Raw genomic sequence first — 25,699 nt, 5'->3', positions numbered from 1 at the left:
GTGCCGCTTCGTGAGATAACACCGAGGACCACATGTCAGGCAAACCTCGGTGTCCCCACATGAAGCGCCATTTTGATGACCTGCAACTGGGCAGTATCGAACTGTTCTGCCTCGCCGCCGAGGCCGGCAGTTTCACCGCTGCTGCGCAACTGGCCGGGGTCACCCCCGCCGCTGTCAGCCGGTCGATTCTGCGTCTGGAACAACGCCTGGGCTCACGCCTGTTTGCCCGCACCACACGGAGCATTCGCCTGACCGAGGCCGGGCGCAATTTCTTCCTTCAGTGCAGCCAGGCCTTGACCCAACTGGTCGAGGCCCAGCAGGAAGTGATGGGCGCGCAGACCACGCCGTCGGGTTTGCTGCGCATCAGCCTGCCGACCACCTACGGCCACCACCGCATCCTGCCGCTGCTGCCGAAATTTCGCGCGCTGTATCCGCAGGTCAGCGTCGATATCCACTTGGGCAACCGCAACATCGACTTCGTCGCCGAAGGCTACGACCTCGCTATCCGCGTTCGCGCCCAGCCCGATTCGAGCATGATCGCGCGCCTGCTCGAAGACGCGAAACTGGTGGCGGTGGCCTCCCCTGACTACCTGCAGAAGGCCGGCACACCGCAAACACTTGAAGACCTGGTGCAACACGACTGCATTCAGTTCGAGCTGCCAAGCAGCGGTCGGCGCATCTCCTGGCTGTTCCAGGAAAACGGTGAGGACCGCGAAGTCATGTCCGATGGCGGCTATTCTTGTTCCGACGACGTACTCGGCGGCGTGACCCTGGCCAAGCACGGCGCCGGGGTGTTTCAGACGTATAAATTCATCGTCGAAAAAGAGCTGGCCGACGGCAGCCTGATCGAGGTGTTGCAGCCTTACGCCGGACGCTCACGGCCTTACACCCTGCTCTACCCGCACGGCCGTTATGTGCCGCAGCGGGTGCGCGCGTTTGTGGATTTTCTGTTGCAGTATCGGGAAGAGTGGGCGAGCGCCTAGGTTGGCGAAGTGAATTCGACTGTGGATTCGCGCCCGCAAATCAGCCCGCACCGGGTCCGATCAACATGCTTTCGATCTCGGCGCCCGGCATCATTTGTTGCAGGCCTTCGATGAGTTTGTCGCCGGCTTCGGTCAGTGCTTCCAGCGGCATCTCGGGCAGGCTTTCGAGGATGAACCACATCTGCTGCGCGTGTGCGTCGAGGCGGGTTCTGACGCCCTGGCGCCAGTTCCAGCGGCGGCAGGTCACGCCTAGGTCGTCGCGCCAGACCACTTCGCCGGCGTCGGGAAATTCATGGGCCGGGGCGCCCTCCTTCATGGTGTCGAACGGCTCGCTGCCGTCGGCCACCACCAGACGCGGCGCGCCGACGTAGGCCTGGGCGTTTTCGCCGCCGACCGGGATCGCGTAGGCCAGGCTGATGGCGTTGTACAGATCAACCACCGGATCGATGCTCGGCAGGCTGCCGTCGCGCAGCACGCGTTTGCGCAGGGCTTCGGCCGAGCACGGCGTACGTTGCGGCTTGGCGCCGAAACGGCGGAACACCTCGGCCCACGCCTGCAAATGCGCCGCCGCCCACTCCGGACCGCCCGCAATCACCGTCTGACAGGCGTTGGCCAGCGCTTCGCCGGCAATCAACGGGCGGGTAATCGGCGCCGCTTGCACCACGATACTCAACGCTCTGAAGCCCGGCGCCAGTTGCGCAACAGCCGGATCGATTGACGGCGTGACAGACAGCATCCCAGAATCCCCTTAAATCTGAATTTCAACCGATGCTAGCGACCAATGACCAAAAAAGTCAATATATCGACCGAGGCCGGCGCCGACGTGCAGAGCGTGAGCGAAGCGGTAGCACGCACCCTCAAGCATGCCCGCAAACAACAGAACATGACCCTCGACGAACTGTCGCGCCGCGCCGGCGTAAGCAAGGGCATGGTAGTCGAAATCGAGAAATGCGCGGCCAACCCGAGCATCGCCATTCTGTGCAAGATCGCCGCCGCGCTGGGGCTTTCCGTGGCGGACTTCGTCAACGTCGCCGACACACCCGCGGCGCACTTGATCGACAGTCAGGACATTCCCACGCTGTGGCACGGTGAGCTGGGCGGTTCGGCGCGCTTGCTGGCCGGCACCAGCGGGCCGAACATGCTTGAATTGTGGCGCTGGGAAGTTTTTCCGGGTGAAAGCTACAGCTCCCCGGCCACCCGCAAGGCACCACCGAACTGTTTCACGTCGAGAAAGGCACCCTGCGGCTCAAGGTTGGTGAGATTGAACTGATCATCGGCTCAGGCTGCTCGGCGGTGGCCAGGACCGATGTGCCGCATGAGTATGCCAATCAGGGGAAATCGAAGCTGGTGTTCACCATGTCGGTAACGGAGATTCATCAGCCTGTTCGACTGTGAGCTATCTATCTGACGCTGATCGTTCCCATGCTCCTGCGTGGGAATGCCTCTTGTGACGCTCTGCGTCACGCTTTGAACGCGGAGCGTCCGGGGCTGCATTCCCACGCGGAGCGTGGGAACGATCATCAATCGGGGGAAATCGAAGCTGGTGTTCACCCTGTCGGTGACGGAGATTCATCAGCCTGTTTGACTGTGAGTTATCTATCTGACGCTGATCGTTCCCATGCTCCAGCGTGGGAATGCCTCTTGTGACGCTCTGCGTCACGCTTTGAACGCGGAGCGTCCGGGGCTGCATTCCCACGCGGAACGTGGGAACGATCATCAATCTGTTATTGCGGCTTTGGATGCTCCTGCGAAACCGAGTTCGTCGCGTCAACGTCCGCCATGTCTTCATCAACCGGCGCTTCGTCATCGGCCGGCAACGGCACCTCGGGATTTTTGCGCGGGGAATCTTGCCCGGCCTCGTTGTCTGTCGGGCGTGTTGCGCCTTGCTGCGACTGGTTGCCCGGTGCGTTTTCGTCAATGTCCATGTCTGCTCTCCGTAGTGATTCACAGTGGTTAAAACTGAGAAAAGCCCGGGCCGGGCAAGTGCCCGATGCTGGACGAACGGTGCGTTGCCTGGCCGGTAGCCGTCCGCTCAGTTTGATGGAACCACAACAAGTGACGGCTGGCTTGCCAGAGATCCTTTCGTACGACTTTTTACCAATTTTGTCTTATCCCTAGATAAATGCCGAAAGCTCTCGCCGCAACCTCCGTTTCGTCCTACAGCCAGCGTGAATGGACAGTTCTAAGCTGGTTCAAGACCTGCGAACGACAAAAGCCCGCTTTCAAAGCGGGCCTTGTTGTACAGCGATACCGATTACTTCTGCTGCGCCGTCAGCGCCGAGTAGCTGTTCATCAGGTTGCGATAGTTGGGGATGCGCTGCGACAGCAGGTTGCCGAGGCCTTCGATGTCGTTGCGCCAGTCGCGGTGTAGCTCACAGGCCACCGAGAACCAGTTCATCATTTGTGCGCCAGCCTGGGTCATGCGGCTCCATGCGGCTTGTTGCACGGTGGTGTTGAAGGTGCCCGAAGCATCGGTGACCACGAACACATCAAAACCTTCCGCCAGTGCCGACAAGGTCGGGAACGCTACGCAGACATCAGTGACCACGCCGGCAATGATGATCTGCTTGCGGCCGGTGGCCTTGATCGCTTTGACGAAGTCTTCGTTGTCCCAAGCGTTGATCTGGCCTGGGCGAGCGATGTAGGGCGCGTCCGGGAACATCTCTTTCAGTTCCGGGACCAGCGGGCCGTTCGGGCCTTGTTCGAAGCTGGTGGTGAGGATGGTCGGCAGGTCGAAGAATTTTGCCAGGTCGGCCAGGGCCAGTACGTTGTTCTTGAACTCGTTCGGCGAGAAGTCCTGCACCAGGGAAATCAGACCGGTCTGGTGGTCAACCAGCAGCACGATGGCGTCGTCTTTGTTCAGGCGGTTGTAGGTTGGCGTGGTCATGGTGGGCGTCCCTTTTCAAGTTTGAAGTTTGTTGTTGCGTTCAAGTTGGGTACAGATTACTGACCCAGCGAAAAGGGATAAATCGGCTGAAACGCGTTTCACTGTCCACTCAGAGTGGACAATATTTATTCATCCTCATCCTCCGAAGCCAGCGGCAACGACGCCAGCATCTGCGCGTGACACACCGCAAGAATTTCATCGGCCAGCGCCGAATCATCCGGGCAGGCCCGAGACAGCATGACCGCGCCCACCGCTTGCGCCAGCAGTCCGATCATCTTCAAACGCGCCGCGTCCGGCGCTGCTGCGGCGTCAGTCGGGTACTTGGCGCCCAGCGTCTGCAAGGTGCGCTCGATACCGTCGGCGAACGTGGCCTTCAACTCGTCCGGCTGGCGGGCGGCGTCACCGCAAAGCGCGGCCATGGTGCAGCCGTCACCGCGCCCGTCGCGGTGCTCACGCGACACGTAAAGGTCGATGAAGCCTTTGACGTCGAGAGTTTCGGCGACGGCCAGTGACCGCCCCAGGCTGTTCGCCGAGGCTTCGGCCATCAAATCGGCCTTCGAACCGAAGTGCTTGTAGAAGCCGCCGTGGGTGAAACCGGCCGCCGCCATCAGATCAGCCACACCGACGCCGTCAAACCCTCGCTCACGAAACAGCTCGGAGGCCGTCTCGACGATGTGTTCACGGTTGGCCTGTGCCTGGGCTTTGCTGACTCGCATGAGCGGTACCTCTTTACGCTAAAAATCATCCGCTGATGATACATAGATGTTGGCCATAATCAAAACCGTTGACAGCTTAGATTTAGATCATCATCCTAAATCCACTTTCTGCCATCCGGCGTTAATACCAACCGATGCATTCGCAAAGAGATGAATCCATGACCACTCGCCCTGCTGTCCTGATCACTGGCGCTTCCACCGGTATCGGCGCGGTCTACGCCGAACGTTTCGCCCAACGCGGGCATGATCTGGTGCTGGTCGCTCGCGATGCTGCACGCCTCGACACACTGGCGGCCAAACTGCGTAGCGAGCACAGCGTTGCCGTCGATGTGATCCCGGCCGACCTGACCCGACTCAGCGATCTTTCCACCGTCGAAGCGCGCCTGCGTGATGACGCGCGCATTGGCATCCTCGTCAACAATGCCGGGGCCGCGCAGTCCGGCAGCTTTATCGAGCAGAGCACCGACAGCGTGGCCAATCTGGTCGCCCTCAACACCACCGCCCTGGTGCGCCTCGCCAGCGCGATTGCGCCGCGTCTGGCCAAGACCGGTGACGGTGCGATCATCAATATCGGTTCGGTGGTCGGGCTGGCGCCGGAGTTCGGCATGTCGGTTTACGGCGCGACCAAGGCGTTTGTGCTGTTCCTCTCGCAAGGCCTGAGCCTGGAACTGACGCCGCTGGGCGTGTATGTGCAAGCCGTGCTGCCCGCCGCGACCCGCACGGAGATCTGGGACCGCGCCGGCATCGACATCAACACCTTGAGCGAAATCATGGAAGTCAGCGATCTGGTCGACGCCGCACTGGTCGGTTTCGATCGCCGCGAGCCGGTGACCATTCCGCCGCTGCACGAAGGCCAGCGCTGGGATGACCTGCAAACCGCGCGTCAGGGCCTGCTCGGGCAGATTCGCCAGTCCGCGGTTGCCCAGCGTTATCTGCCATGAAAGCTTTCCTCATCGACCGCTACGGCCAACACAGCGGGCGCATCGGCGAGGTCGCCGAGCCCGCGCTCGGGCCGCACGATGTATTGATCGAAGTGCACGCGGCGAGCGTCAATCTCCTCGATTCGAAGATCCGCCGCGGCGAATTCAAGTTGATTTTGCCGTACGCAATGCCGTTGATACTCGGCAACGATGTCGCCGGTGTGGTGATCTCGACCGGCGCCGCGGTCATGGCTTTCAAGCCGGGTGACGAGGTCTATGCGCGGGTGCCGGAACAGCGCATCGGCACGTTCGCCGAGCGCATCGCCGTGGATCAGCACGCAGTCGCGCACAAGCCTGCCAACCTCAACATGGAACAAGCCGCGGCGATTCCGTTGGTGACGCTGACTGCGTGGCAAGCGCTAGTCGACATTGCACAGTTGCGCGCCGGGCAGAAAGTGCTGATCCATGCCGGTTCCGGCGGCGTCGGCACGGTCGCGATTCAACTGGCCAAACACCTCGGCGCGTTCGTCGCGACCACCACCAGCACGGCGAATGTCGAGTGGGTCAAGGCACTCGGTGCAGACGTGGTGATCGACTACAAACAACAACGTTTCGAGGACGAGCTGCGCGGTTACGATGTGGTGCTCAACAGCCTCGGTGCCGATGTGCTGGAGAACTCACTGAAAGTGCTCAAGCCCGGTGGCCAGCTGATTTCCATCTCCGGCCCACCCACCGCCGACTTCGCCAAGGCGCAAGGTCTGGCCTGGCCGCTGCGGCAAGTCATGCGCCTGTTGAGCCTGAAGATCCGCCGCAAGGCTCGCCGGCACAAGGTCAGTTACCGCTTTCTGTTCATGCGGGCCAACGGCGCACAGCTGCGCGACATCAGCGCGTTGATCGAGGCCGGCAAGCTGGCGCCGGTGCTGGATCGCAGCTTTGCGTTTGAATCGACGGCTGAGGCCTTGGCTTATGTCGAACAGGGCCGCGCCAAGGGCAAAGTCGTTGTGCGGATGAAATAGTCGCATGCCTGTCGATGACGTTGCAGGCACCGCCGAAGATTCGCCTGCCAGCACACAACAGTTCGGTACAACTGAGCCCGAGGAGGCGCAAACGCCCGCGACCGAGCCGCCAGCCACCCTGCTCGACCCGGCCGCCATCGTCTGGCGGCCCTTGTTGCTTGAGCCCTGACACGCTGCCCGTCAGGTATTCAACGGCGTTTGCGGCGTATCCGGGTTGAGCTGGCGGCGGCGGAACTGCCCCGGCGGCTGGCCGTGAATCTGCCGGAAGCGCCGGGAGAAATACGCCTCGTCGGCAAAGCCGCACAAGCGCGCCACCTCGCCCACGGAGCGGGTGCTGTTGAGGAGGAAATTGCGCGCTGCGTGCATCCGCCGTTCGAGCACCAGTTCGGTGAAGGTCTTGCCGATTTCCTTGCGCAGCCAGTGGGTCAGATAGGTCGGTGACAGGTAGGTCGCCGCCGCCACTTTGATCAGGTTGAGGTCGGGGTCGGCGATGTTCTTGCGCAGGTATTCGAACATGCGGCTCAGCGCATCGCGGCGGCTGACCTCGGCGGCGTTTTCTTCGGCCAGACGCTTGAGCGGCTCGGCGTACAGAAAACACACGCTGCCTATCAACTGCAGCAACAAGCCCTTGAGCATCTCCCGCGTGCCGAACTGGCGATTTTCGTCGAGGCGGCGCATCTGCTCGATCAAAGCACAGACCCCGGCAAAATCCGTGTCCTCGAGAATGAAATCCAGATGCTCCTGAAAGCGGAACGGTGACAGCTCCGGCGCCAGCAGGATCGACACCTCTTCAAGGTCCATCGGGTCGCACTGCAAGTGCGGCAACAGGAAGGTCTGGGAGAAATTGATGACGATGAAATTGCTCTCCGCCGGATGCGGAATCACATGCACACGGTGCGGCAGGATGAACGCCAGGGTGTTGCGCGGGAACGGACGTTCGACGTTGCCGATGTGCTGCACGGTGTCGCCGCCGAGGTTGATCTGGATCTGAAAGTATTCGTGGCGATGCGGCGCGGTTTCGGCGCGGCGGCCCTTTTTGTCGCGAATGTAGAAGTCGGTCAATTCGCTGCGTTGCTGCATGACGTAGGTGGGAATCCGGTGCGGTGACAACATCGGCGGAGGGTCCTCGGCAGGTACGTGGGCGCGAATCATCTTGCAGGCAAGCCAGCGGCGCAGCAAGCAGTCATACGATGACCTGAGCACCAGCGATTTTTTCCGCGCCGGAGTGGCGATTCGCCTGTCCAAAAAACCTGAAGCCATAACAAACCGTATTTCTGTTTAATTTCAATACGTTAATGTGCATATCCAGTTGATTGTGGAACGTCGCACGCAGATTTTTTTCTTGGACAGGTTTAACCAGCCCCCGCGTCATAAGAAAAAACGTTCTAACCCTTGGCTTGATCTGACGAAGTTGTACGACCACTGTAATAACCAACGCAGCCCAGCCTCCTCCAAAAACAATCAAAGGTGTGCACGTCATGAACCAGCCATTACCCCTCGCCGCCCCTCCCGATCCCGCCGAACCGGCCTGCCGTGAGACGTACCTGAACGTCTGACGCCAGGCCTTCGTGCCGTCGCTTTTCAGTGCCGATCTGTCTGCCCCCACGCGTGTGGGCAAGGCCTTCGGCTGCGCGAAAACCCCTCGACCCTTCTAACAATAACGAGGTCTGACCATGTCCAATTCCCATGCTTCTCAAGCGACTGTGCCGCCGGTGATTGCCGGCGCACGCGACGCCGTGGTGCCGCAACGCCTGCCCTCGCGGCGGCGCTGGTTCATGCTGTCGCTGCTGCTGATCGCGACCATCATCAACTACATCGACCGGGTCAATATCTCGATCGCCGCACCGTTCATGGCCAAGGACCTGGGCTTGGACAAGATCGAGATGGGCCTGATCTTCTCCGCGTTCGCCTGGACCTATGCGCTGGCGCTGGTGCCGGCCGGGTTCATCGCCGACCGCTTTGGTTCGCGCTTCACTTATGGGGTGTCGCTGATCAGTTGGTCGACGGTCACCGTGTGCCAGGGCTTCGCCACCGGTTTCGCGTCGCTGTTCGGCTTGCGCCTGGCGGTCGGTGCCATGGAAGCGCCGGCGTTTCCGGCCAACAGCCGCGCGGTGACGGTGTGGTTTCCGGCGCGCGAACGCGGCCTGGCGAGCAGCATTTATGTCTGCGGCCAATACCTCGGCACGGCGCTGTTCACCGGCGCGCTGCTGTGGCTGGCAACCACCTTCGACTGGCGCCACGTGTTTTACAGCACCGGCGCACTGGGGATCATTTTCGGTGTGCTGTGGCTGTACCTGTATCGCGATCCGCTCAATTGCAAAAAGGTCAGCAAGGCCGAATTGCAGTACATCGAAGCGGGCGGCGGCCTGGTCAAAAGCAGTCAGGAACGCACCCGTTTCAACTGGCGGCAGATTGCCGAGCTATTCAGCTACCGTCAGGTCTGGGCGATCTGCATCGGCAAGTTCGCCAGTACTTCGGCGCTGTATTTCTTCCTGACCTGGTTCCCCACCTACCTGATCGAAGAACGCCAACTGACGATGATCAAGGCCGGGATTTTCGCTGTGTTGCCCTTCGTCGGCGCCACCGTGGGCATTCTGCTCGCCGGGATCGTCTCCGACGGATTGATCCGCCGGGGCTACTCGATGTCGTTCGCCCGCAAGTTGCCGCTGGTGGTCGGGTCGATACTGGGCATGTCGATCGTGCTGGTGAATTTCACCGACTCGAACACGATCTGCATCGCCGTGCTGACCATCGCCTTTTTCGCTCAAGGCATCGCCTCGTCTTCGTGGGCGGCGGTCTCGGAAGTCGCGCCCAAGGAACTGATCGGCCTCACCGGCGGCATCACCAGCCTGGCGGCGAACATCGGCGGCATCGTCACGCCGATCGTGATTGGCGCCATCGTCCATGCCACCGGCTCGTTCGCCTGGGCGTTCTGGTTCATCGGCGGCGTGGCGCTGATCGGCACCCTCTCCTACTCGCTGTTGCTCGGCCGCCTGTATCGCATCGAACTGAAGCCGCGCTGAGCGCAACAGCACCGTTTTCTCCAAGCCGAGGCGGCATTCGTCCAACTTCAGCGACGCGCGCCGCCTTAGGCTGATCTCACACACAGGACCTCACAGGATGAACATGACTGAATACGTTTTCACTCCGGATCTGCCCGCGACCTTGCCGGTGGTGGGCAGCGCGCAACGCTTTCCTGTCGGTCGGGTGTTTTGTGTCGGCCGCAACTACCCGTGGCCGGACAGCCAGCGCCAGTCGCGCCAGCCGCCGGTATTTTTCATGAAGCCGGCAAGCAACGTCATCGATGCCGTCGGTGAAGTGGCCTACCCGCCGCTGACCGAAGAGTTCGTTCATGAAATCGAACTGGTGGTGGCGATTGGCGAAGGCGGCGCGAACATCCCCGAAGACCAGGCGCTGGCCTATGTCTGGGGCTACGCCGTCGGCCTCGACCTGACCCGCCGCGATGTGCAACTGGCGGCCAAGAGCAAGGGCCTGCCGTGGGAAGGCGCCAAGGTCTTTGATGGCGCCGCGCCAATGACCGCGATTGTGCCGGTCAGCCGCGGCGGCCATCCCGAGGGCGAGTTGTGGCTCAACGTCAACGGCGAGGAACGCCAGCGTGACAGCCTCGACAACCAGATCTGGTCGGTCAGCGAAGTGATCAGCCGCATCTCCCGTTCGGTGGCGTTGCGCGCCGGCGATCTGATCATGACCGGCAGCCCGGCCGGCGTCGACGCGCTGCAGCCCGGCGACCTGATCAGTGCTGGCATCGACGGCATCGGTCAATTGGAAATGCGCGTCGGCGCTCGCCCTCAACCATTTGCATAAGGAGAACCTCAGCATGTCCATTTCATCTCCGCTAAAAGTCGCGCTGGTCACCGGCGCCGGCAGCGGTATCGGCCGCGCCGTGGCGCTGGGCCTGATGGCCGACGGGTTCACCGTGGTCGCCGCCGGACGGCGTGCAGAACCTTTGCAAGCGCTGGTTGAACTGGCGGCAAGCGAAGGCCACCAAGCGCTGGCAGTGCCTACCGATGTGCGTGATCCGGCCAGTGTCGACGCGTTGTTTGCGAGCATTGCCGAGGTCTACGGACGCCTCGACGTGGTGTTCAACAATGCCGGGGTCAATGCCCCTGCCGTGCCGCTGGACGAGCTGTCGTTCGAGCAATGGCGCAACGTCATCGACACCAATCTCAACGGGGTTTTCCTCTGTGCCCGCGGCGCCTTCGGCCTGATGCGCCGCCAGCAGCCACAGGGTGGACGCATCATCAATAACGGTTCGATTTCCGCGCACACGCCGCGCCCGTTCAGCAGCGCCTATACCGCCAGCAAACACGCAGTGCTGGGCCTGAGCAAATCGCTGGCGCTGGACGGTCGCGAATTCAACATCGCCTGCAGCCAGATCGACATCGGCAATGCCTTGACCGAGATGTCCGAACGCATGACCCGCGGCGTGCGCCAGGCCAACGGCAGCATCGCCGTCGAGCCGATGGTCGACGTCAAACACGTCGCCGAGGCTGTGCGCTACATCGCTGGCCTGCCGCTGTCGGCCAACGTTCTGAACATGACCGTCATGGCCACTGCCATGCCGTTTGCCGGCCGCGGTTGAGCCGGCCTTTTTATTCGGTAAGTGAGGTTTACATGAAGCCAGAAGTCTTGCAGTTGAGCCCGATTCTGATTCCTGAAATCAACGCCCGTCTCGATGAACTGTTCACCGTCAGACGCTATTTCCAGCAGGCCGACAAACCCGCTTATCTGCGTGAGTACGGCGCCAACATTCGCGGGGTGATCACCGGCGGGCACACCGGCATCAGCCAGGCCTTGATGGCGCAACTGCCGCGGCTGGAAGTGGTGGCGGTCAATGGTGTTGGCACCGATGCGGTCGATCTGGCATACGCCCGCGATCACGGCATCCGCGTGACGGCCACCATTGGCGCGCTGACCGAAGACGTCGCCGACCTCGCCATCGGTTTGCTGATCGCGGTGTGTCGCGGGTTGTGCACCAGCGATCGCTACGTGCGCTCGGGTGAATGGCCGCACAGCCCGACGCCGCTGGCGCCGCTGCCATTGGCACGACAGGTGTCGGGCATGCGCATCGGCATCGTCGGCATGGGCCGGGTCGGTCGTGCGGTGGCCAGTCGCGCCGCCACGTTTGGCTGCCCGATCAGTTACACCGATCTGCAGCCAATGAGCGATGTCAGCCACACCTTCGTCGCCGATCTCAAGCAGTTGGCGCGCGACAGCGACGCGCTGATACTCGCCGCCGCGGCCGACAAGGCTGAAGCGATTATCAACGCTGAAGTCCTGCAAGCCTTGGGCAAGGGTGGTTATCTGATCAACGTGGCGCGCGGCAAACTGGTCAACGAAGCGGACCTGTTGGCGGCGCTGACGGCCGGCGAGATCGCCGGGGCCGGGCTGGATGTGTTTGTCGATGAGCCGAATGTGCCAGAAGCCTTGTTCAACAACGAACAGGTGGTGCTACAACCGCACCGCGCCAGTGCCACTCTGCAGACGCGTACGCGCATGGGCGAAATGGTGGTTGCCAGCCTGCTCGACAGCTTTGCCGGCAAGGTGCCGCAAGGGTGTGTCACCGGGTAAGCGCCTGGGCTGAAATGGCAGCCCCCAGCAAGCCCGAGCCCCAAACTGATCGTTCCCACGCTCTGCGTGGGAATGCCTCTTGTGACGCTCTGCGTCACGCTTCTGGACGCAGAGCGTCCGGGGCTGCATTCCCACGCAGAGCGTGGGAACGATCAGGTTGCTCCGCGTGGGAACGATCAGGATCGACTCGGTTGGCTCCCTCTCCCCGGGAGAGGGCTGGTGTGAGGGGCTGCGGTTCACGCAGATCGCAAACGCCTCACAAGGTATACGAAATCCCCACCTGCACCGTCCGCGGTGCGCCCGGATAGGCGTAGACGTTGCCGAACGCCCCTTCCTCATAATCACGATCGAACAGATTCTTCAGATCAAGGTTGAGCCGCACCTTGTCGTTGACCTTATAAAAGCCCAGCAAATCGACCACCGTGTAGCTGCCCATCGAAAACGCGGTATTGGCGGTTTGCCCGGCGCGTTCGTCGACATACTTGAGCCCGGTGCCGAGGCCCAGGCCTTTGAGAGCGCCGTCCTGGAATTCGTAGACGTTGAGCAGGCTGAAGCTGTTTTGCGGGATGTTCAGCAGGCGGGTGCCGGAGCGGATCGTGTTGTCCTTGGTCACTTCGGCATCGACATAGGCATAGCCGCCGATGACCCGCCATTCCGGGGTCAGGTTGCCCGCGACGTTCAGGTCGAAGCCACGGCTGCGCACCTCGCCTGCGGCAACGCTGAAGGTTGAATCGACCGGGTCGGTGGTCAGCACGTTGCGTTTTTCGATCTGGTAGATCGCCGCATCGACGCTTAGCTGATGGTCCAGCGCCTCCCACTTGAGGCCCATTTCATAGGACTTGCCTTTCTCCGGAGCAAAGCCGCCACCGGTGCGGCTGGCGCCGGTGTTGGGTTTGAACGAGCGCGCGGTGTTGGCGTAGACCGCGAGGGTTTCGGTCAGATCGTAGGTCACGCCCAGACGCGGGGTGACCGCGTTATCCGCCGCCTGCCAGCTCTTGCCGCCCGGCACGTAGGTTTCATAGTCGTGTTCGAAACGCTCGAAACGCGCTCCGGCCAGCACTTTCAGGCGCTCGGTCAGGGCCACCTGATCCTGCACGAAGCCGGCGTAGGTCTTGAGGTTTTCCTTGTCGTGGGTCGGTGTGCGGGTCAGGGCCGGGCGCGGCTGGCCGTAGACCGGATCGAAGATGTCGATCGGGTAGGCACCGACCGCACCGCTGGAGCGCTGGATGATCGACTTGTAGTCGTAGTCTTCGTATTCGATGCCGGTGAGCAAGGTGTGCTGCAGACCGCCGGTGCTGAAGTGCCCGGTCAGATTCAGCTGGGTGTCCTTGTCGGTCCATTCCAGCTTGCGGTAGTTGAAGTTGCGGCCCAGGGTGCGACCGTCTGCGGCGATGCCGTTGGCTTCGATCGCGTTGCCTTTAAGCGAACCGTCGAGCCACTGGAAACCGCCGCCGAGGGTCCAGTCGTCGTTGAGCAGGTGCTCGAAGCGCAACTGGGCCATGTTGTTGTCGTTGTGCAGCTTGCCGACGTCCTTCTCACCGAAGAAGGTGTCGCGCGAGGCGGTGCCGATCTGCTTTGGATAGCGCGTCACGCCACGGTCGAGCGGCGCGTTGTTGCGCATGAAATCGCCTTCGAAAATCACCTTGGTCGCATCGGTCGCCTGCCAGCTCAGCACCGGCGTGATGCCGTAGCGTTCGGTCTCGACGTGGTCGCGAAAGGTATCGCCGCCCTCGCCCACCACGTTGAGTCGATAGGCCAGGCGGCCTTCTTCATCGAGCGGCCCGGAGGCGTCGAGGGTGCCGCGCTTCATGCCTTGGTCGTTGAGCTGGCTGCCCAAAGTGACGGTGCGTTCGGCCAGCGGCTGCTTGGACACGACATTGAAGGTGCCGCCGGGATCGCCGCGACCGTAGAGCGTGGTGGCCGGGCCGCGCAGCACTTCCAGACGCTCGATGGTGTTGGCGTCGGGCATGTTCGGGTAGCCGCGATTGATCGGAAAACCGTTGCGATAGAACTCGCCGGTGGTGAAGCCACGCACGGTGAACGTAGTCAGGCCTTGCCCGCCAAAGTTGTTCGCGCGGCCGACACCGCCGGCGTAATCCAAGGCGTCCTGCAGGCGAGTCGCGCCGATGTCCTCGACCGCATCCTTGGTCACCACGCTGATCGATTGCGCGGTTTCATGAATCGCCGTGTCGGTGCGCGTGGCACTGGCCGAACGCGTCGCGCGATAGCCCTGCACCGGGCCGTCGGCCCTTTCGTAATTTGCCGTGCCGACCACATCGGTGGCGTCCAGCTCAAGCACTGAGGAGGTGGAATCGGCCGGTTCGGCCCACGCAGAAGAAGACAACGCCTGCAGCACGCAAATGGAAAGCAGAGTACGACGCATGAAAAGGAAACCTTTACGAATAGGCCAGAACGGATGGCAGAACTGCCAGCGAAGCGGCGCGCATGGTATACCAGTGCAATGCGTAATTGAAACGTATTCTTATTTGTCATGTTGCAATCGTGGGCCCATCGACCCCGAAGGCGATGGGCATTTGCATCACCAGGGTCAGCCTGCAGTGCGCTGGCTGAACACCTCCTTGAACACTGGCACAGCGGAAAACGCGTTGGGCCAGCCGGCGTAGAACGCCAGTTGGGTGATCATTTCCGCCGCCTCGGTCTGGCTCAGACCGTTGTCCATCGCGCGATTGAGGTGATAACCGACCTGGCCCACCTGCCCGTTCGCCACCAGCGAACTGACGGTGATCAGGCTGCGATCTCGCGGCGCCAGGCCCGGGCGCAACCAGAGATCGCGAAACAGCGCCCTGGTGGTGAATTCGACCAGTCCCGGCGCAGCAGAGCCAACTGCCGCGTTTACCCGCTCGACGCGATCCGCCTCGCGCGCCTCATCGAGCGGCAGCAGCGGCGGCGACACCGGCGCCAGTTGCTCCGGGCCGATGTGGCGCGCGGCGAATATCTGCTGAGCGATCGGCAGCGCCGCCGTCGCGTTGCCCCAACCGGAATAAAACGCCAGATGATTGAGGGCTTCCGACAATTCCAGCGGCGTCACGCCGTGGTCCAGCGCCAGATTGAACTGAATTGGCATCTCGGCGGTTTGCCCGCGTGCGATCAGCACGGCCACCGTGACCAGACTGCGATCGCGTGGCGACAGACCCGGGCGTTGCCACAGGTCGCCAAGCAGCATTGTTTCGGTGTTGTGCGCCAGCGCCGGCGAAACCGCGGCGGCACTGGCGAGCGTTGTTACAGGAGGATGGTTCATCAAGGGCGTTCCTTTTTCAGCGGAGGCACAGGCAGACAGCACCAGTGCCAGGGCCGTCAGCAGGAGACTGCCGGGCTGGAACGCGTTTTGAATCGACGGTACGGGCATGGCCACACTCCTGCTGACGGAATCATCAGCGGCCACGTTAAGGCGCTTATGCCCCAGCGACTAGCCAGCCTGCGTCTCATGGAGTCATGAGTGTGATTCATCAATCGGAGGTCGCGCGGCGCTTTTGGCGATCAGTGGCCCAGCAGCCGCGTAGTCATCGCCATCGCGGTGTGCAGCGACTGCCCGGTGCGCTGCAACTTGTTCAACAGGCTGGCGCCCAGCCACAGCTGGTACAGGGTTTCTGCCAGGTGCCGGGCGTCACCCTTGGGCAGGCTGCCGTCCGCCTGGCCCTGTTCGAGGCATTCGGTGATGCGCGCTACCACCCGCTCGGCGCCATCGCGCAAGGTCAGGCGCATCGACTCGGAGAGGTCGGCGACCTCGGCGCTGAGTTTCACCACCAGGCACTCATCGCCATGGCCTTCGAGGGTGCAGCGGTTCTGCCAGCCCTGCCAGTAGTCCATCAGCCGCTCATAGGCGTTGAGCCCCGGCAGCGTCAGGCGTCGCTCCATGTCGGCGAGGTAGCCGACGAAGTAATCCTCAAGCAGCGCCTGGCCATAAAGTTCTTTGGATTTGAAGTAGTGATAGAACGAGCCCTTGGGCACACCGGCGGTCTGCAGGATCTCGTTGAGGCCAACGCTGGTGAAGCCCTTCTCGGCCATCATCCGGTGGCCGGTGTCGAGCAAGTGTTGGCGGGTGTCGTCGTAGGTTGGTTTCATGGGGCGCGAATTAGCTGGCAATAGACCAGTCGTATGCTGAGAAGGAAGGCGAGTTTGCCATACCTGAACCTAAAAAAACCAAAGATAAAAAATTACTAGACGACTGGTCTAATTGAGATCTATGCTGCGCCCCGACAAACGATTTCTGCCGGGTGCCAGCGATGGGCGAATCCCTCTCCCACGAAACACCTGACCTACACAAAGGTGCGTTTATGAAAATCCTGATGGTGCTGACCTCTCACGATCAACTCGGCAACACCGGCAAGAAAACCGGTTTCTGGCTGGAAGAATTCGCCGCCCCCTACTACGCCTTCAAGGACGCTGGCGTTGACGTCACGCTGGTCTCGCCGGCCGGTGGTCAGCCACCGCTGGACCCGAAAAGCGACGAGCCCGGCGCGCAGACCGCTGAAACCGATCGCTTCCGCCAGGACCCGGCCGCGCAGCAGGCACTGGCAAACACCGGACGCCTGGCCGAGGTCAGCGCAGAAGATTTCGATGCGGTGTTCTACCCGGGAGGCCACGGCCCGCTGTGGGATCTGGCAGAGGACAAGCATTCGATCGCCCTGATCGAAGCCTTCGACCGCGCCAACAAGCCGCACGGTTTTGTCTGCCACGCACCGGGCGTGCTGCTGCACGTGGTACGGGCGGACGGCCAGCCAATCGTCAAGGGCCGCAACGTCACCGGTTTTACCAACGCTGAAGAAGCAGCGGTCGGCCTCACCGACGTGGTGCCGTTCTTGATCGAAGACGAGTTCCAGCGTCTGGGCGGTCAATACTCGAAAGTCGCTGACTGGCAGGTACACGTGGTCGCCGACGGGCAACTGGTCACCGGCCAGAACCCGGCCAGCTCCGCCGCCGTCGCCGAGAAACTGCTGAAACTGCTCGGCTAGGTTCACGCCCAACCCCAAGAACGCCGTGCGCGGTTTGCCCGGCGTTTTTTTTCATTCGACCAATAGTCGACTGGTCTAATTAAATCCAAGGTCACCCATGAAGCACAACCCGTTTTTTACCCCCGTCACCCTCGGCGGCCACACCCTGAAAAACCGCATCGTCCTGCCGCCCCTGACTCGCCAGCGCAGCACGCAACCGGGCAATGTCGCCAACGCGCTGATGGCCGAGTATTACCAGCAACGTGCCGGCGCCGGCCTGCTGATCACCGAGGGCACGCAGATCGAACCGCGCGGCCAGGGTTACGCGTGGACACCGGGCATCCATACCCCGGAGCAAATTGCCGGTTGGCGTGAAGTCACCGAGGCCGTGCATGGCGCAGGCGGGGTGATTTTCGCCCAGCTGTGGCACGTTGGCCGGGTTTCGCACAACGCGTTGCAACCCGGCGGCGCGGCCCCTGTGTCGGCTTCGGCGGTGGCGACCGATCGGGTCAGCGTGTTCATCGAAACCGCGCCCGGTGCCGGTGAACTGGTCAGCCCTTCGGCGCCGCGTGCTCTCAGCACATTGGAAGTCGAAGAACTGGTGCAGCTGTATATCCAGGCCGCACGCAATGCGATGGACGCCGGTTTCGACGGCATCGAGTTGCACTGCGCCAATGGTTATCTGGTCAATCAGTTCATCTCGGCGCACAGCAATCTGCGCGACGATCAATACGGTGGCTCGCTGACCAATCGCCTGCGTTTTCTGCGTGACGTAGTTGCCGGCGTCGCCGAATGCATTGGCAAGGACAAAGTCGGCGTGCGCTTTGCGCCACTGTTCACCACCACCGATGAAGCGCGCACGTATCTGGGCCTGGTCGAGGACGATCCGCACACCACCTATATCGAAGCGATCAAGATCCTCGAGGACGTCGGCATCGCCTATCTGTCCATCGCCGAAGCCGACTGGGACAACGCCCCCGAAATGCCACTGACATTCCGTCAGGCCGTGCGCGACACCTTCAGTGGCGCGATCATTTATGCCGGGCGCTACACCGCCGAATCCGGCGCGCGCTTGCTGGAGTCGGGCCTGGCGGATCTGATCGCATTCGGCCGTCCATTCATGGCCAACCCCGACCTGCCGGCGCGCATCGCCAACGGCTGGCCACTGAATGCGTTGAACCCGGCGACCGTCTATGGCGGTGGGGCTGAAGGCTATACCGACTACCCCTCATACGGCGGCTAACCCGGCGATCTGTGCACGGTTCAGGCACCGCAGGTTTTCGTTCATCAGCGCGCAAATATCTATACACAAACTACAATCTGTATAAGTATTCGCAGCCAAACCACGAATCCCTGGCCGAGCACCCGTTGCTGCTCCTCACCTGAAACCGTGCACATGAACACCACCCATCGGCTCTGTCTGGTGCTGGGCGACCAGTTGTCGTTCGACCTCGCGTGCCTCGCCGATCTCGACCGCGCGCACGACGCTGTGCTGCTGGTCGAGGTCATGGAAGAGGCCACCCATGTCGCCCACCATCCGCAAAAGATCGCGCTGATCTTCAGCGCCATGCGCCACTTCGCCAAGGCCCTGCAGGACCAGGGCATCCGCGTGCATTACGTCACTCTCGACGACCCTCACAACAGCGGCTCGGTGCCCGGCGAACTCAAGCGCTGGCAGGTGCTGTTGCAAGCGCGCGAAGTGCACCTGACCGAATGCGGTGATTGGCGTCTGGAACAATCGCTGAAAGACTGCGAACTATCGCTGCACTGGCATGCCGACCGGCGTTTTCTCTGTTCGCGTGATGAGTTTCGCGCCTGGGCCGCCGGGAAAAAACAGCTGCGCATGGAGTACTTCTACCGCGACATGCGCCGCAAAAGCCGCCTGCTGCTCAACGGTGACGGCACGCCGGTCGGCGGCGCCTGGAACTTTGACAGCGACAACCGCAAAGCCCTGCCCAAAAGCGCCAAGCCGCCCTACCCCGCGCGATTTGCCAGCGATGCGATCACTCGCGAGGTGCTGGCGCTGGTCGCCGAGCGCTTCGCCAGTCACTACGGCAGCCTCGAAAATTTCAATTACCCGGTGACTCACGCCGACGCGCAGGCACTCTGGACTTATTTTCTTGACTATGGCCTGGCCGGTTTCGGTGACTATCAGGATGCGATGGCCAGCGACGAACCATTCCTGTTCCACGCACGGATCAGCGCTGCGTTGAATATCGGTCTGCTTGATCTGCGCCAGCTGTGCAGCGATGTCGAGGCGGCGTACTGGTCCGGGGCGATTGCCCTGAATGCCGCCGAAGGCTTTATCCGCCAATTGATCGGCTGGCGCGAATACGTGCGTGGCGTGTACTGGCTGAAAATGCCCGAGTACGCCGACGGCAATGTCTTCGCCAATCAACGCGCATTGCCGGAGTTCTACTGGACCGGCGCCACGCAAATGAACTGCATGCGCCAGGCCATCGGCCAAAGTCTCCGGCACGCCTACGCCCACCATATTCAGCGGCTGATGGTGACCGGCAATTTCGCCCTGCTTGCAGGCATCGCGCCGAGCCAGATCTGTGACTGGTACCTGGCGATTTACATGGACGCGTTCGACTGGGTCGAATTGCCCAACACCCTCGGCATGGTCATGCACGCCGACGGCGGCTACCTCGGTTCCAAGCCGTACTGCGCCAGCGGCCAGTACATCAACCGGATGTCCGACTACTGCCGCGACTGCGCCTATTCGGTTCGCGAAACCACGGCCGACAACGCCTGCCCCTTCAACGCTTTGTACTGGCATTTCCTCATGCGCCACGGCGATCGGCTGCGCGGCAATCAGCGGATGAGCATGATGTACAAGAACCTCGACCGCATGCCGCTGGCCAAACAGCAGGCGCTGTGGCAACGCGGGCAGAGCCTGCTCGAGCGCCTGGATAACGGCGACGCGTTATAACTGCGCGGGCGTGCAACTTAAACGTGGCGCGCCGGGTCAATGCTGACACAGTGTCCAGCTCATGAAGGTTCGTTGCGGCGTGCCGTTCGAAAGCAGAGCCGACCATCACTAAGGCATGAGGAGTGGATGTCCTGAAACAGCTTACTCGCGAGCAGCTCGAGTCCGAGGTCACGCGCCTGCGCCTGGCCGTCGAGGCCACCTGCGACGCCGTCTGGGACTGGGATCTGAAGACCAACCGGATCGTCTGGAACGACTCCCTGCAACAGGCCTACGGCTATGTCGCCGAGGCCATCGAGCCGACCTGCGACTGGCGCTTTGCGCAGATCCATACCCAAGACCGTGGCCGGGTAACCAACTCGATTCGCTCGGCGATCGACGGCAAGGGCACCATCTGGAGCGCCGAATACCGCTTTCGCTGCCACGACGGTTCCTACGCTGAAGTCCTCGATCGCGGTCATCTGATCCGCGATGCCGCCGGCCAGCCGGAGCGAATGATCGGCGCGATGCTCGACCTGACTCGCTCGCGCAGCGCGGAAAATGCATTGCGCCTGAGCGAAGAACGCTTCAGCACAATCCTCGAAACCATCGAAGCGGCGTTTGCCATCGTCAAGGTCAAATTCGATGCCGACGATCAGCCGGTCGACTATTTTTTCGTCGAAGCCAACCCGGCATTCGAGCGTCAGGCCGGGGTCAACCTGCGCGGCAAATGGGTCACTGAGTTTGCGCCGAATCTGGAACGGTTCTGGTTCGAGACCTACGGCCATGTGGCGAAAACCGGCGAGCCGGCGAATTTCGAAAACTATGCCAATACCTTCGAACGCTGGTTCGACGTGCGCGCCGTGCGCGTTGGCGAGCCGGCCGATCGGCAGATCGCGATTCTGTTCAATGATGTCACCGAACGCCGCAATGCCCAGGAACGCCTGCGCGTCAGCGAGGCCGTGGCCCGCGAGAACATCGAGCGTGTGCAACTGGCCCTCGCCGCTGGCGCGATCATCGGCACCTGGCATTGGCACCTGCCCTCCGATGGTTTTTCCGTCGATGACGCCTTCGCCCGGGTGTTCAACCTCGACCCGGCGCTGGGCCGCGATGGCCTGAGCCTTGAGCAGATAGTCATCAGCGTCCACCCCGACGACCGTGACGGACTGATCGCCGCGATCAACGAAGTGATCGCCCGTGGCGGTGCCTATTCGCATCAGTACCGCGTGTGCGGCGCCGACGGCAAATACACCTGGATCGAAGCCAACGGCCGCGTCGAATGCGCCGAGGACGGCACGCCGCTGCGTTTTCCCGGGGTGCTCATCGATGTCGAGGAACGGCGCAACGTCGAGGCCGAGCGCGACCGCGCCACCGCCGCCCTGCGCGCATTGAATGACACGCTGGAACAGCGGGTTTCGGCACGCACCGCCGAACTGATGCAGGCCGAAGAAAAGCTGCGCCAGTCGCAGAAAATGGAAGCGGTCGGGCAGCTCACCGGCGGCCTCGCCCATGACTTCAATAACCTGCTCGCGGGGATTTGCGCCTCGCTTGAGCTGGTCGACAAACGCATCAGTCAGGGGCGTCTGCACGACGTCGGCAAGTACATGGAAATCGCCCAGGACGCGGCCAAGCGTGCCACCGCCCTGACCCATCGTCTGCTGGCGTTCTCCAGGCGCCAGACCCTCGATCCACGGCCCACTGAAGTCAACGGATTGATCGCCGGCATGAGCGAATTGATCCAGCGCACCGTCGGCCCGAGCATTCGTCTGAAAACCGTGATCGCTGCTGATCTGTGGCCGGCGCTGGTCGATGCCAGCCAACTGGAAAACGCCCTGCTCAACCTGTGCATCAACGCCCGCGATGCGATGCCCGATGGCGGGCGCATCACCGTCGAAACCGCCAATCGTTCGCTGGATGCCGAAGCCGCGCGGGCGCTGGACATGCCCGCCGGTCAATACCTGTGCCTGTGCGTGACCGACACTGGCACCGGGATGAGCGCCGAAGTCATGGCCAAGGCCTTCGATCCGTTTTTCACCACCAAACCTCTGGGCCAGGGTACCGGACTCGGGCTGTCGATGATTTACGGTTTTACCAAGCAATCCGGCGGTCAGGTGCGGGTGCAGTCGCAAGTCGGCCAAGGCACCGAAATGTGCATTTACCTGCCGCGCTATCGCGGCGCGACGCAGCACAATAACGACGACGCGCAGAGCGCCAGCACACCGTTTGCCAAGGCCAGCGAGACCATTCTGATCGTTGATGACGAACCCTCGGTGCGCCTGCTGCTCAAGGACATTCTCAACGATCTCGGCTACAGCCTGCTCGAAGCGGCGGACAGCCTCGAAGGGCTTGAAGTGCTGCGTTCCGACGCGAAGATCGATCTGTTGATCACCGACGTCGGCCTGCCGGGCGGCATGAACGGTCGGCAGATGGCCGATGCTGGGCGGGAAATCCGCCCGCAACTGAAAACCTTGTTCATCACCGGCTACGCGGAAAACTCGGTGATCGGCAATGGCCAGCTCGGGCCGGGCATGCAGGTACTGACCAAACCCTTTGCGGTCGACACCCTGGTGTCACGGGTCAGTGGGCTAATGGCCGCGCCCTTCGAGTGACGGTTCACCGCGGTACGCAACGAAGCCGTTGCGCCCGGCGGCTTTCGCTTGATACAGCGCCTGATCGGCGGATTCGATCAGGCTTTGCACGGCATCCAGTTGCGCCCCCTGCCCCGCGGCAACGCCGATGCTCACGCTGACCCGGGCCAGTGGACTGGAGGGATGCGGCAGGCTTTCCTGCCTGAGGCGATCAACGAGCAGTTGCGCCACCACCGCTGCGCCTTCTGCGTCGGTGTCGGGCATGATCACCGCGAACTCTTCGCCGCCGTATCGCGCGACCAGATCCGACGGGCGCCGCACCGAGTCTTCCAGCAGTTTGCCGACCACCCGCAGGCACGCGTCACCGGCGACATGCCCGAGCGCATCGTTATACAACTTGAAGTAATCCAGATCGATCATCAGCAAGGCCAGTGAGCCGCCGTCGCGCTGGGCCCGACGCGCTTCGGTGGCGAGGGTCTGATCGAAGCAGCGACGGTTGGCCAGCGCGGTCAGCGCATCCTTCATCGCCAGCAATTCCAGTTGTCGATTGGAACCGAGCAACTGCTGCTGGGCGATCCGCAACTCCTCTTCGACTTGGGTACGCCGACGAATATCGCGATAGAGAAACCAGCCGATGATACCGGTCAGCCCCAACAGGCTGGCGACCACCACCGCAGACAGCAAGGCCTCGGTGCGCCACGCCGCGAGGGCTTCGTGCTTGCCCAGGGCGACGGTGGTGATCAGTGGCAGTTTCTGGCTTTTGCGAAACGCATAGAGGCGTTCGACGCCGTCCAGGCTGGAGGTAAACGACGCGGTGCCAACCGAGCGTTCCATCAGGTATTTGGCGTAGATCGGCGATTGGGAAAAGTTGCGGCCCATGTCCTGCTCGCGGAACGGGTAGCGCACCAGCAGCGTGCCGTCGGTGTACGACAGGCCGATCGCGCCGTCCTGACCGACGTCGAGTTTGCCGAACAGGCGCAGAAAGTTCTGCACGCCCAGCGTCACCGCAACCACCCCGGCGAACGCGCCCTGATCGTCATTGAAGCGGCGGCTGACGGTGATCACCCACTCGTCATTGCTGCGGCTGCGGATCGGCGGGCCGATGAACGTCTCGCGGCTCGGATCGTCGCGGTGATGAATGAAATAGGCGCGGTCGCTGCTGTCGGCGCCTTGGGGAATCGGCCGGTTCGATGACATCAGCCAATGGCCGTGGCGGTCGTAAATGGTGATGCCGCTCAGTTGCGGCATCAGCGGTTGCTGATGGTTGATCAACGTGCGCAAGCGCTCGATCTGCGCCGGGCCACTGCCTTCGGTTTCCAGGCGCTCGACCAGGCCGAGCAACAACAGCGAACTCTGGCGGACGATGCCTTCGGAATAGGTCGCCAGTGCTTGCGTCAGGTTCAGGCTGTGAACGTTGACTTCCTCGAGCGCGCGCTCGCGCGAGGCGAGGACTTTCCAGATGGTCAGGGACGCCAGGGAACAGCCGATCACCAGTAACAGGAGGATGACGAGGTGGGTATCACGCTTCACGAAAGTACCTTATGGAAAGTCCGGTTTCCCGTTCCTGCCGTCAGCGGATCGAGGCCCTGACAGCGGCCGTATGTCCTCGGCTGGGGCAAGGATACAAGCAGTCCGTGTGGCGTGCAGCATCATCCTGCGCAATATTTCAGGCGGTGAGTTTGGGTGCATATCCGTTGCTTCGGGTGCTGCGGCTGGCGGTTTCGCCCTTACGGCGAGGCACTTTTTCCAGACGCCGAAAAAGTACCCAAAAAGGCTTGCTCCTACGTACGGCCCTCGCAGGCTCGGGTCCCTTCGCTGCGGGATCGCTCCACTCAGCCTTCCGATGTCGCTGGTTGATCTGGCTTAATGATTCTGGACACCCCTAAAGGGCGGTAATCTACGCCCAGCGACGAGGTGTGATTTGACCAGACGATATTTTTCGACAGATTTTAAACGGGATGCGGCTTGCCTGGTTTTGGATAAAGACTATTCGGTGAGTGAAGCCTGCGAGGCAATGGGTGTGGGCCCTACAGCTCTGCGCCGCTGGGTTGAGCAACTGCGTGCGGAGCGCAGCGGCAAGACACCTGAGAAGTCCAAGGCCATGACTTCTGACCAACAACGCATCCAGGAACTGGAAGCAAAAATTCGACGGATTGAGCGCGAGAAGGAAATTTTAAAAAAGGCTACAGCTCTCTTGATGTCGGATTCCCTCGATCGGTAAGGCTGATCGAGGAGTTAAGCGAGCAATATCCAAGATCCGAGTTGTGTGGCGTATTTGGTATCAACCGCAGCAGTTATTACGAGCGTCTGAAACAGCGGACAAAAGTGGACGTCGAGCGCGATCGCCTCAAGATCAAGGCTGCTGAATTACATGAGCAAAGTCGTGGATCAATGGGCGCGCGCAGCCTGGCAAAGGCGCTGTGTAACGAAAAGGAGTCGGTAGGTCGTTACATGGCTCGTAGCCTGATGCGCGAGCTCGGGTTGAAGAGCCAGCAACGGCGCAGACATCGTTACAAACCAAGCGGTGCGGAAGCGCAATACGCCCCCAATCATTTGGAGCGTAAGTTCAACGTCGAGGCCCCCAATCAAGTGTGGTGTGGCGACGTAACTTACATTTGGGCCGGTACTTACTGGGTTTATCTGGCTGCTGTGCTCGATCTGCATGCCCGACGCATCGTCGGCTGGGCGATGTCCAGAAGTCCTGATTCGGCTCTGACTTGTAAAGCGTTGAAGTTGGCTTTCGAGTCGCGAGGACGCCCTGAAAACTTGATGTTCCATTCGGATCAGGGTTGCCATTACAGCAGCAAAATGTTCCGTGAAACGCTATCGGAGATGCGCATAAAACAGAGCATGAGTCGACGAGGAAACTGCTGGGATAACGCCCCGATGGAACGTTTCTTTGGCAGCTTGAAATCTGAATGGATACCCAAGGCTGGCTACCGAAACGAAGACGAGGCCAGTACCGATGTGTTGCGCTACCTGACCCATTATTACAATCGGATCAGGCTACACAGTTACAACGGCTATCGAACTCCGGTAGCCATGGAAGCGTTGGCAGCATGAGAAATGACCTAAACCCTATAACCGTGTCCAGTATCGTTTGACCAGATCAGGTTAGGCAAGATCAAGATCAA

25 protein-coding genes are annotated in these 25,699 nt (G+C 61.6%); 15 read left to right on the top strand and 10 right to left on the bottom strand.

Annotation, left to right across the window (positions count from 1 at the left end):
• Nucleotides 1-59 precede the first annotated feature (59 nt).
• Entirely contained in the window at nt 60-983 is a 924-nt protein-coding gene (locus tag M0746_RS09070; protein ID WP_258448879.1) for a LysR family transcriptional regulator, read from the top strand.
• 40 nt (nt 984-1,023) lie between these two features.
• On the opposite strand, the gene M0746_RS09065 is transcribed toward M0746_RS09070, so the two are convergent.
• Entirely contained in the window at nt 1,024-1,719 is a 696-nt protein-coding gene (locus M0746_RS09065) for a B3/B4 domain-containing protein (protein WP_258448878.1), read from the bottom strand.
• A gap of 45 nt (nt 1,720-1,764) precedes the next feature.
• Here M0746_RS09065 and M0746_RS09060 point away from each other — a divergent pair, with 45 nt between their 5' ends.
• Both M0746_RS09060 and M0746_RS09055 read left to right on the top strand, forming a co-directional pair.
• The gene (locus M0746_RS09060; RefSeq protein WP_258448877.1) at nt 1,765-2,253 is read left to right on the top strand and encodes a helix-turn-helix domain-containing protein; all 489 of its coding nucleotides are present in this window, start codon (nt 1,765-1,767) and stop codon (nt 2,251-2,253) included.
• Nucleotides 2,199-2,378, top strand: a complete 180-nt coding sequence (locus M0746_RS09055) for a cupin domain-containing protein (RefSeq protein ID WP_342454964.1) — start codon at nt 2,199-2,201, stop codon at nt 2,376-2,378. Before M0746_RS09060 ends, M0746_RS09055 begins: the two co-directional genes overlap by 55 nt.
• 329 nt (nt 2,379-2,707) lie before the next feature.
• Here M0746_RS09055 and M0746_RS09050 read toward each other — a convergent pair whose 3' ends face one another.
• The 3 genes from M0746_RS09050 to M0746_RS09040 form a co-directional block, all read right to left on the bottom strand.
• The gene (locus tag M0746_RS09050) at nt 2,708-2,908 is read right to left on the bottom strand and encodes a hypothetical protein (protein WP_203418418.1); all 201 of its coding nucleotides are present in this window, start codon (nt 2,906-2,908) and stop codon (nt 2,708-2,710) included.
• 329 nt (nt 2,909-3,237) lie between these two features.
• A complete protein-coding gene (gene ycaC, locus M0746_RS09045) occupies nt 3,238-3,870 on the bottom strand; it encodes an isochorismate family cysteine hydrolase YcaC (protein WP_090284017.1) in 633 nt (210 codons plus the stop codon).
• Between the two features lie 125 nt (nt 3,871-3,995).
• Nucleotides 3,996-4,586: a TetR/AcrR family transcriptional regulator gene (locus M0746_RS09040; RefSeq protein WP_258448876.1), complete on the bottom strand. Its 591-nt coding sequence runs from the start codon at nt 4,584-4,586 to the stop codon at nt 3,996-3,998.
• Nucleotides 4,587-4,744: 158 nt separating this feature from the next.
• Here M0746_RS09040 and M0746_RS09035 point away from each other — a divergent pair, with 158 nt between their 5' ends.
• The 3 genes from M0746_RS09035 to M0746_RS09025 are packed head-to-tail and all read left to right on the top strand — an operon-like array spanning nt 4,745 to nt 6,691.
• Complete coding sequence (locus tag M0746_RS09035; RefSeq protein WP_258448875.1) at nt 4,745-5,527, top strand: SDR family NAD(P)-dependent oxidoreductase; 783 nt, start codon at nt 4,745-4,747, stop codon at nt 5,525-5,527.
• Nucleotides 5,524-6,522, top strand: a complete 999-nt coding sequence (locus tag M0746_RS09030) for an NADP-dependent oxidoreductase (RefSeq protein WP_258448874.1) — start codon at nt 5,524-5,526, stop codon at nt 6,520-6,522. The genes M0746_RS09035 and M0746_RS09030 overlap by 4 nt, the downstream gene beginning before the upstream one ends.
• A gap of 4 nt (nt 6,523-6,526) precedes the next feature.
• Nucleotides 6,527-6,691, top strand: coding sequence for a hypothetical protein (locus M0746_RS09025; RefSeq protein ID WP_258448873.1), 165 nt, complete (start codon nt 6,527-6,529; stop codon nt 6,689-6,691).
• An 11-nt stretch (nt 6,692-6,702) separates the two neighbouring features.
• Here the strand turns inward: M0746_RS09025 and M0746_RS09020 are convergent, their stop codons facing one another.
• Together M0746_RS09020 and M0746_RS09015 are read right to left on the bottom strand one after the other, a co-directional pair.
• Nucleotides 6,703-7,635, bottom strand: coding sequence for a helix-turn-helix transcriptional regulator (locus M0746_RS09020; protein ID WP_258448872.1), 933 nt, complete (start codon nt 7,633-7,635; stop codon nt 6,703-6,705).
• A 70-nt stretch (nt 7,636-7,705) separates the two neighbouring features.
• On the bottom strand, nt 7,706-8,002 hold the full coding sequence (locus M0746_RS09015) for a hypothetical protein (protein ID WP_258448871.1): 297 nt from the start codon (nt 8,000-8,002) through the stop codon (nt 7,706-7,708).
• Between the two features lie 193 nt (nt 8,003-8,195).
• Here M0746_RS09015 and M0746_RS09010 point away from each other — a divergent pair, with 193 nt between their 5' ends.
• The 4 genes from M0746_RS09010 (at nt 8,196) to M0746_RS08995 (ending at nt 12,114) form a co-directional block, all read left to right on the top strand.
• Nucleotides 8,196-9,545 (top strand): MFS transporter, encoded by a 1,350-nt coding sequence (locus M0746_RS09010; protein ID WP_446731263.1) that lies wholly within the window; start codon nt 8,196-8,198, stop codon nt 9,543-9,545.
• A gap of 97 nt (nt 9,546-9,642) precedes the next feature.
• Nucleotides 9,643-10,347: a fumarylacetoacetate hydrolase family protein gene (locus M0746_RS09005; protein ID WP_258448870.1), complete on the top strand. Its 705-nt coding sequence runs from the start codon at nt 9,643-9,645 to the stop codon at nt 10,345-10,347.
• 19 nt (nt 10,348-10,366) lie between these two features.
• Complete coding sequence (locus M0746_RS09000) at nt 10,367-11,125, top strand: SDR family oxidoreductase (protein ID WP_258451454.1); 759 nt, start codon at nt 10,367-10,369, stop codon at nt 11,123-11,125.
• Nucleotides 11,126-11,157: 32 nt separating this feature from the next.
• Entirely contained in the window at nt 11,158-12,114 is a 957-nt protein-coding gene (locus M0746_RS08995; RefSeq protein WP_258448869.1) for a 2-hydroxyacid dehydrogenase, read from the top strand.
• A gap of 256 nt (nt 12,115-12,370) precedes the next feature.
• On the opposite strand, the gene M0746_RS08990 is transcribed toward M0746_RS08995, so the two are convergent.
• The 3 genes from M0746_RS08990 to M0746_RS08980 all read right to left on the bottom strand — a co-directional run bounded on the left by M0746_RS08990 (nt 12,371) and on the right by M0746_RS08980 (nt 16,197).
• Nucleotides 12,371-14,497, bottom strand: a complete 2,127-nt coding sequence (locus M0746_RS08990; protein ID WP_258448868.1) for a TonB-dependent siderophore receptor — start codon at nt 14,495-14,497, stop codon at nt 12,371-12,373.
• Nucleotides 14,498-14,662: 165 nt separating this feature from the next.
• Complete coding sequence (locus M0746_RS08985; protein ID WP_342454857.1) at nt 14,663-15,481, bottom strand: carboxymuconolactone decarboxylase family protein; 819 nt, start codon at nt 15,479-15,481, stop codon at nt 14,663-14,665.
• A gap of 131 nt (nt 15,482-15,612) precedes the next feature.
• Complete coding sequence (locus M0746_RS08980) at nt 15,613-16,197, bottom strand: TetR/AcrR family transcriptional regulator (RefSeq protein ID WP_208940811.1); 585 nt, start codon at nt 16,195-16,197, stop codon at nt 15,613-15,615.
• A 212-nt stretch (nt 16,198-16,409) separates the two neighbouring features.
• Here M0746_RS08980 and M0746_RS08975 point away from each other — a divergent pair, with 212 nt between their 5' ends.
• The 4 genes from M0746_RS08975 (at nt 16,410) to M0746_RS08960 (ending at nt 22,586) form a co-directional block, all read left to right on the top strand.
• Nucleotides 16,410-17,087 (top strand): type 1 glutamine amidotransferase domain-containing protein, encoded by a 678-nt coding sequence (locus M0746_RS08975; protein WP_208940810.1) that lies wholly within the window; start codon nt 16,410-16,412, stop codon nt 17,085-17,087.
• A 97-nt stretch (nt 17,088-17,184) separates the two neighbouring features.
• Nucleotides 17,185-18,309 carry an alkene reductase gene (locus M0746_RS08970; protein ID WP_258448867.1) on the top strand — a complete coding sequence of 375 codons (1,125 nt, stop codon included), beginning with the start codon at nt 17,185-17,187 and terminating at the stop codon, nt 18,307-18,309.
• Nucleotides 18,310-18,462: 153 nt separating this feature from the next.
• Nucleotides 18,463-20,001: a cryptochrome/photolyase family protein gene (locus M0746_RS08965; protein WP_258448866.1), complete on the top strand. Its 1,539-nt coding sequence runs from the start codon at nt 18,463-18,465 to the stop codon at nt 19,999-20,001.
• A gap of 122 nt (nt 20,002-20,123) precedes the next feature.
• Nucleotides 20,124-22,586, top strand: coding sequence for a PAS domain-containing protein (locus M0746_RS08960; RefSeq protein ID WP_258448865.1), 2,463 nt, complete (start codon nt 20,124-20,126; stop codon nt 22,584-22,586).
• On the opposite strand, the gene M0746_RS08955 is transcribed toward M0746_RS08960, so the two are convergent.
• Nucleotides 22,563-24,095 (bottom strand): sensor domain-containing diguanylate cyclase, encoded by a 1,533-nt coding sequence (locus M0746_RS08955; RefSeq protein ID WP_258448864.1) that lies wholly within the window; start codon nt 24,093-24,095, stop codon nt 22,563-22,565. The genes M0746_RS08960 and M0746_RS08955 overlap by 24 nt on opposite strands.
• 391 nt (nt 24,096-24,486) lie before the next feature.
• Here M0746_RS08955 and M0746_RS08950 point away from each other — a divergent pair.
• Nucleotides 24,487-25,628, top strand: a protein-coding gene (locus tag M0746_RS08950) for an IS3 family transposase (RefSeq protein ID WP_446731262.1) whose coding sequence is annotated in 2 segments (ribosomal slippage) — nt 24,487-24,748 and nt 24,748-25,628 — 1,143 coding nt in all. Because the reading frame shifts where the segments join, the coding sequence is not laid out codon by codon here.
• The last annotated feature ends 71 nt before the right edge of the window (nt 25,629-25,699 follow it).

The organism is Pseudomonas sp. S11P7 (assembly GCF_023195435.1).
In the GTDB taxonomy this organism is placed as follows: Bacteria; Pseudomonadota; Gammaproteobacteria; order Pseudomonadales; family Pseudomonadaceae; genus Aquipseudomonas; species Aquipseudomonas fluorescens_G.
This window is presented reverse-complemented; position numbering and strand designations above follow the sequence as displayed.

Bases quoted from the DNA above. Each gene is read 5' to 3' on its own strand.
- M0746_RS09070 (WP_258448879.1), top strand. From the start codon at position 60: ATGAAGCGCCATTTTGATGACCTGCAACTGGGCAGTATCGAACTGTTC.
- M0746_RS09065 (WP_258448878.1), bottom strand. From the start codon at position 1,719: ATGCTGTCTGTCACGCCGTCAATCGATCCGGCTGTTGCGCAACTGGCG.
- M0746_RS09060 (WP_258448877.1), top strand. From the start codon at position 1,765: ATGACCAAAAAAGTCAATATATCGACCGAGGCCGGCGCCGACGTGCAG.
- M0746_RS09050 (WP_203418418.1), bottom strand. From the start codon at position 2,908: ATGGACATTGACGAAAACGCACCGGGCAACCAGTCGCAGCAAGGCGCA.
- ycaC (WP_090284017.1), bottom strand. From the start codon at position 3,870: ATGACCACGCCAACCTACAACCGCCTGAACAAAGACGACGCCATCGTG.
- M0746_RS09040 (WP_258448876.1), bottom strand. From the start codon at position 4,586: ATGCGAGTCAGCAAAGCCCAGGCACAGGCCAACCGTGAACACATCGTC.
- M0746_RS09035 (WP_258448875.1), top strand. From the start codon at position 4,745: ATGACCACTCGCCCTGCTGTCCTGATCACTGGCGCTTCCACCGGTATC.
- M0746_RS09030 (WP_258448874.1), top strand. From the start codon at position 5,524: ATGAAAGCTTTCCTCATCGACCGCTACGGCCAACACAGCGGGCGCATC.
- M0746_RS09025 (WP_258448873.1), top strand. From the start codon at position 6,527: ATGCCTGTCGATGACGTTGCAGGCACCGCCGAAGATTCGCCTGCCAGC.
- M0746_RS09020 (WP_258448872.1), bottom strand. From the start codon at position 7,635: ATGTTGTCACCGCACCGGATTCCCACCTACGTCATGCAGCAACGCAGC.
- M0746_RS09015 (WP_258448871.1), bottom strand. From the start codon at position 8,002: ATGACGTGCACACCTTTGATTGTTTTTGGAGGAGGCTGGGCTGCGTTG.
- M0746_RS09010 (WP_446731263.1), top strand. From the start codon at position 8,196: ATGTCCAATTCCCATGCTTCTCAAGCGACTGTGCCGCCGGTGATTGCC.
- M0746_RS09005 (WP_258448870.1), top strand. From the start codon at position 9,643: ATGAACATGACTGAATACGTTTTCACTCCGGATCTGCCCGCGACCTTG.
- M0746_RS08995 (WP_258448869.1), top strand. From the start codon at position 11,158: ATGAAGCCAGAAGTCTTGCAGTTGAGCCCGATTCTGATTCCTGAAATC.
- M0746_RS08990 (WP_258448868.1), bottom strand. From the start codon at position 14,497: ATGCGTCGTACTCTGCTTTCCATTTGCGTGCTGCAGGCGTTGTCTTCT.
- M0746_RS08985 (WP_342454857.1), bottom strand. From the start codon at position 15,481: ATGCCCGTACCGTCGATTCAAAACGCGTTCCAGCCCGGCAGTCTCCTG.
- M0746_RS08980 (WP_208940811.1), bottom strand. From the start codon at position 16,197: ATGAAACCAACCTACGACGACACCCGCCAACACTTGCTCGACACCGGC.
- M0746_RS08975 (WP_208940810.1), top strand. From the start codon at position 16,410: ATGAAAATCCTGATGGTGCTGACCTCTCACGATCAACTCGGCAACACC.
- M0746_RS08970 (WP_258448867.1), top strand. From the start codon at position 17,185: ATGAAGCACAACCCGTTTTTTACCCCCGTCACCCTCGGCGGCCACACC.
- M0746_RS08965 (WP_258448866.1), top strand. From the start codon at position 18,463: ATGAACACCACCCATCGGCTCTGTCTGGTGCTGGGCGACCAGTTGTCG.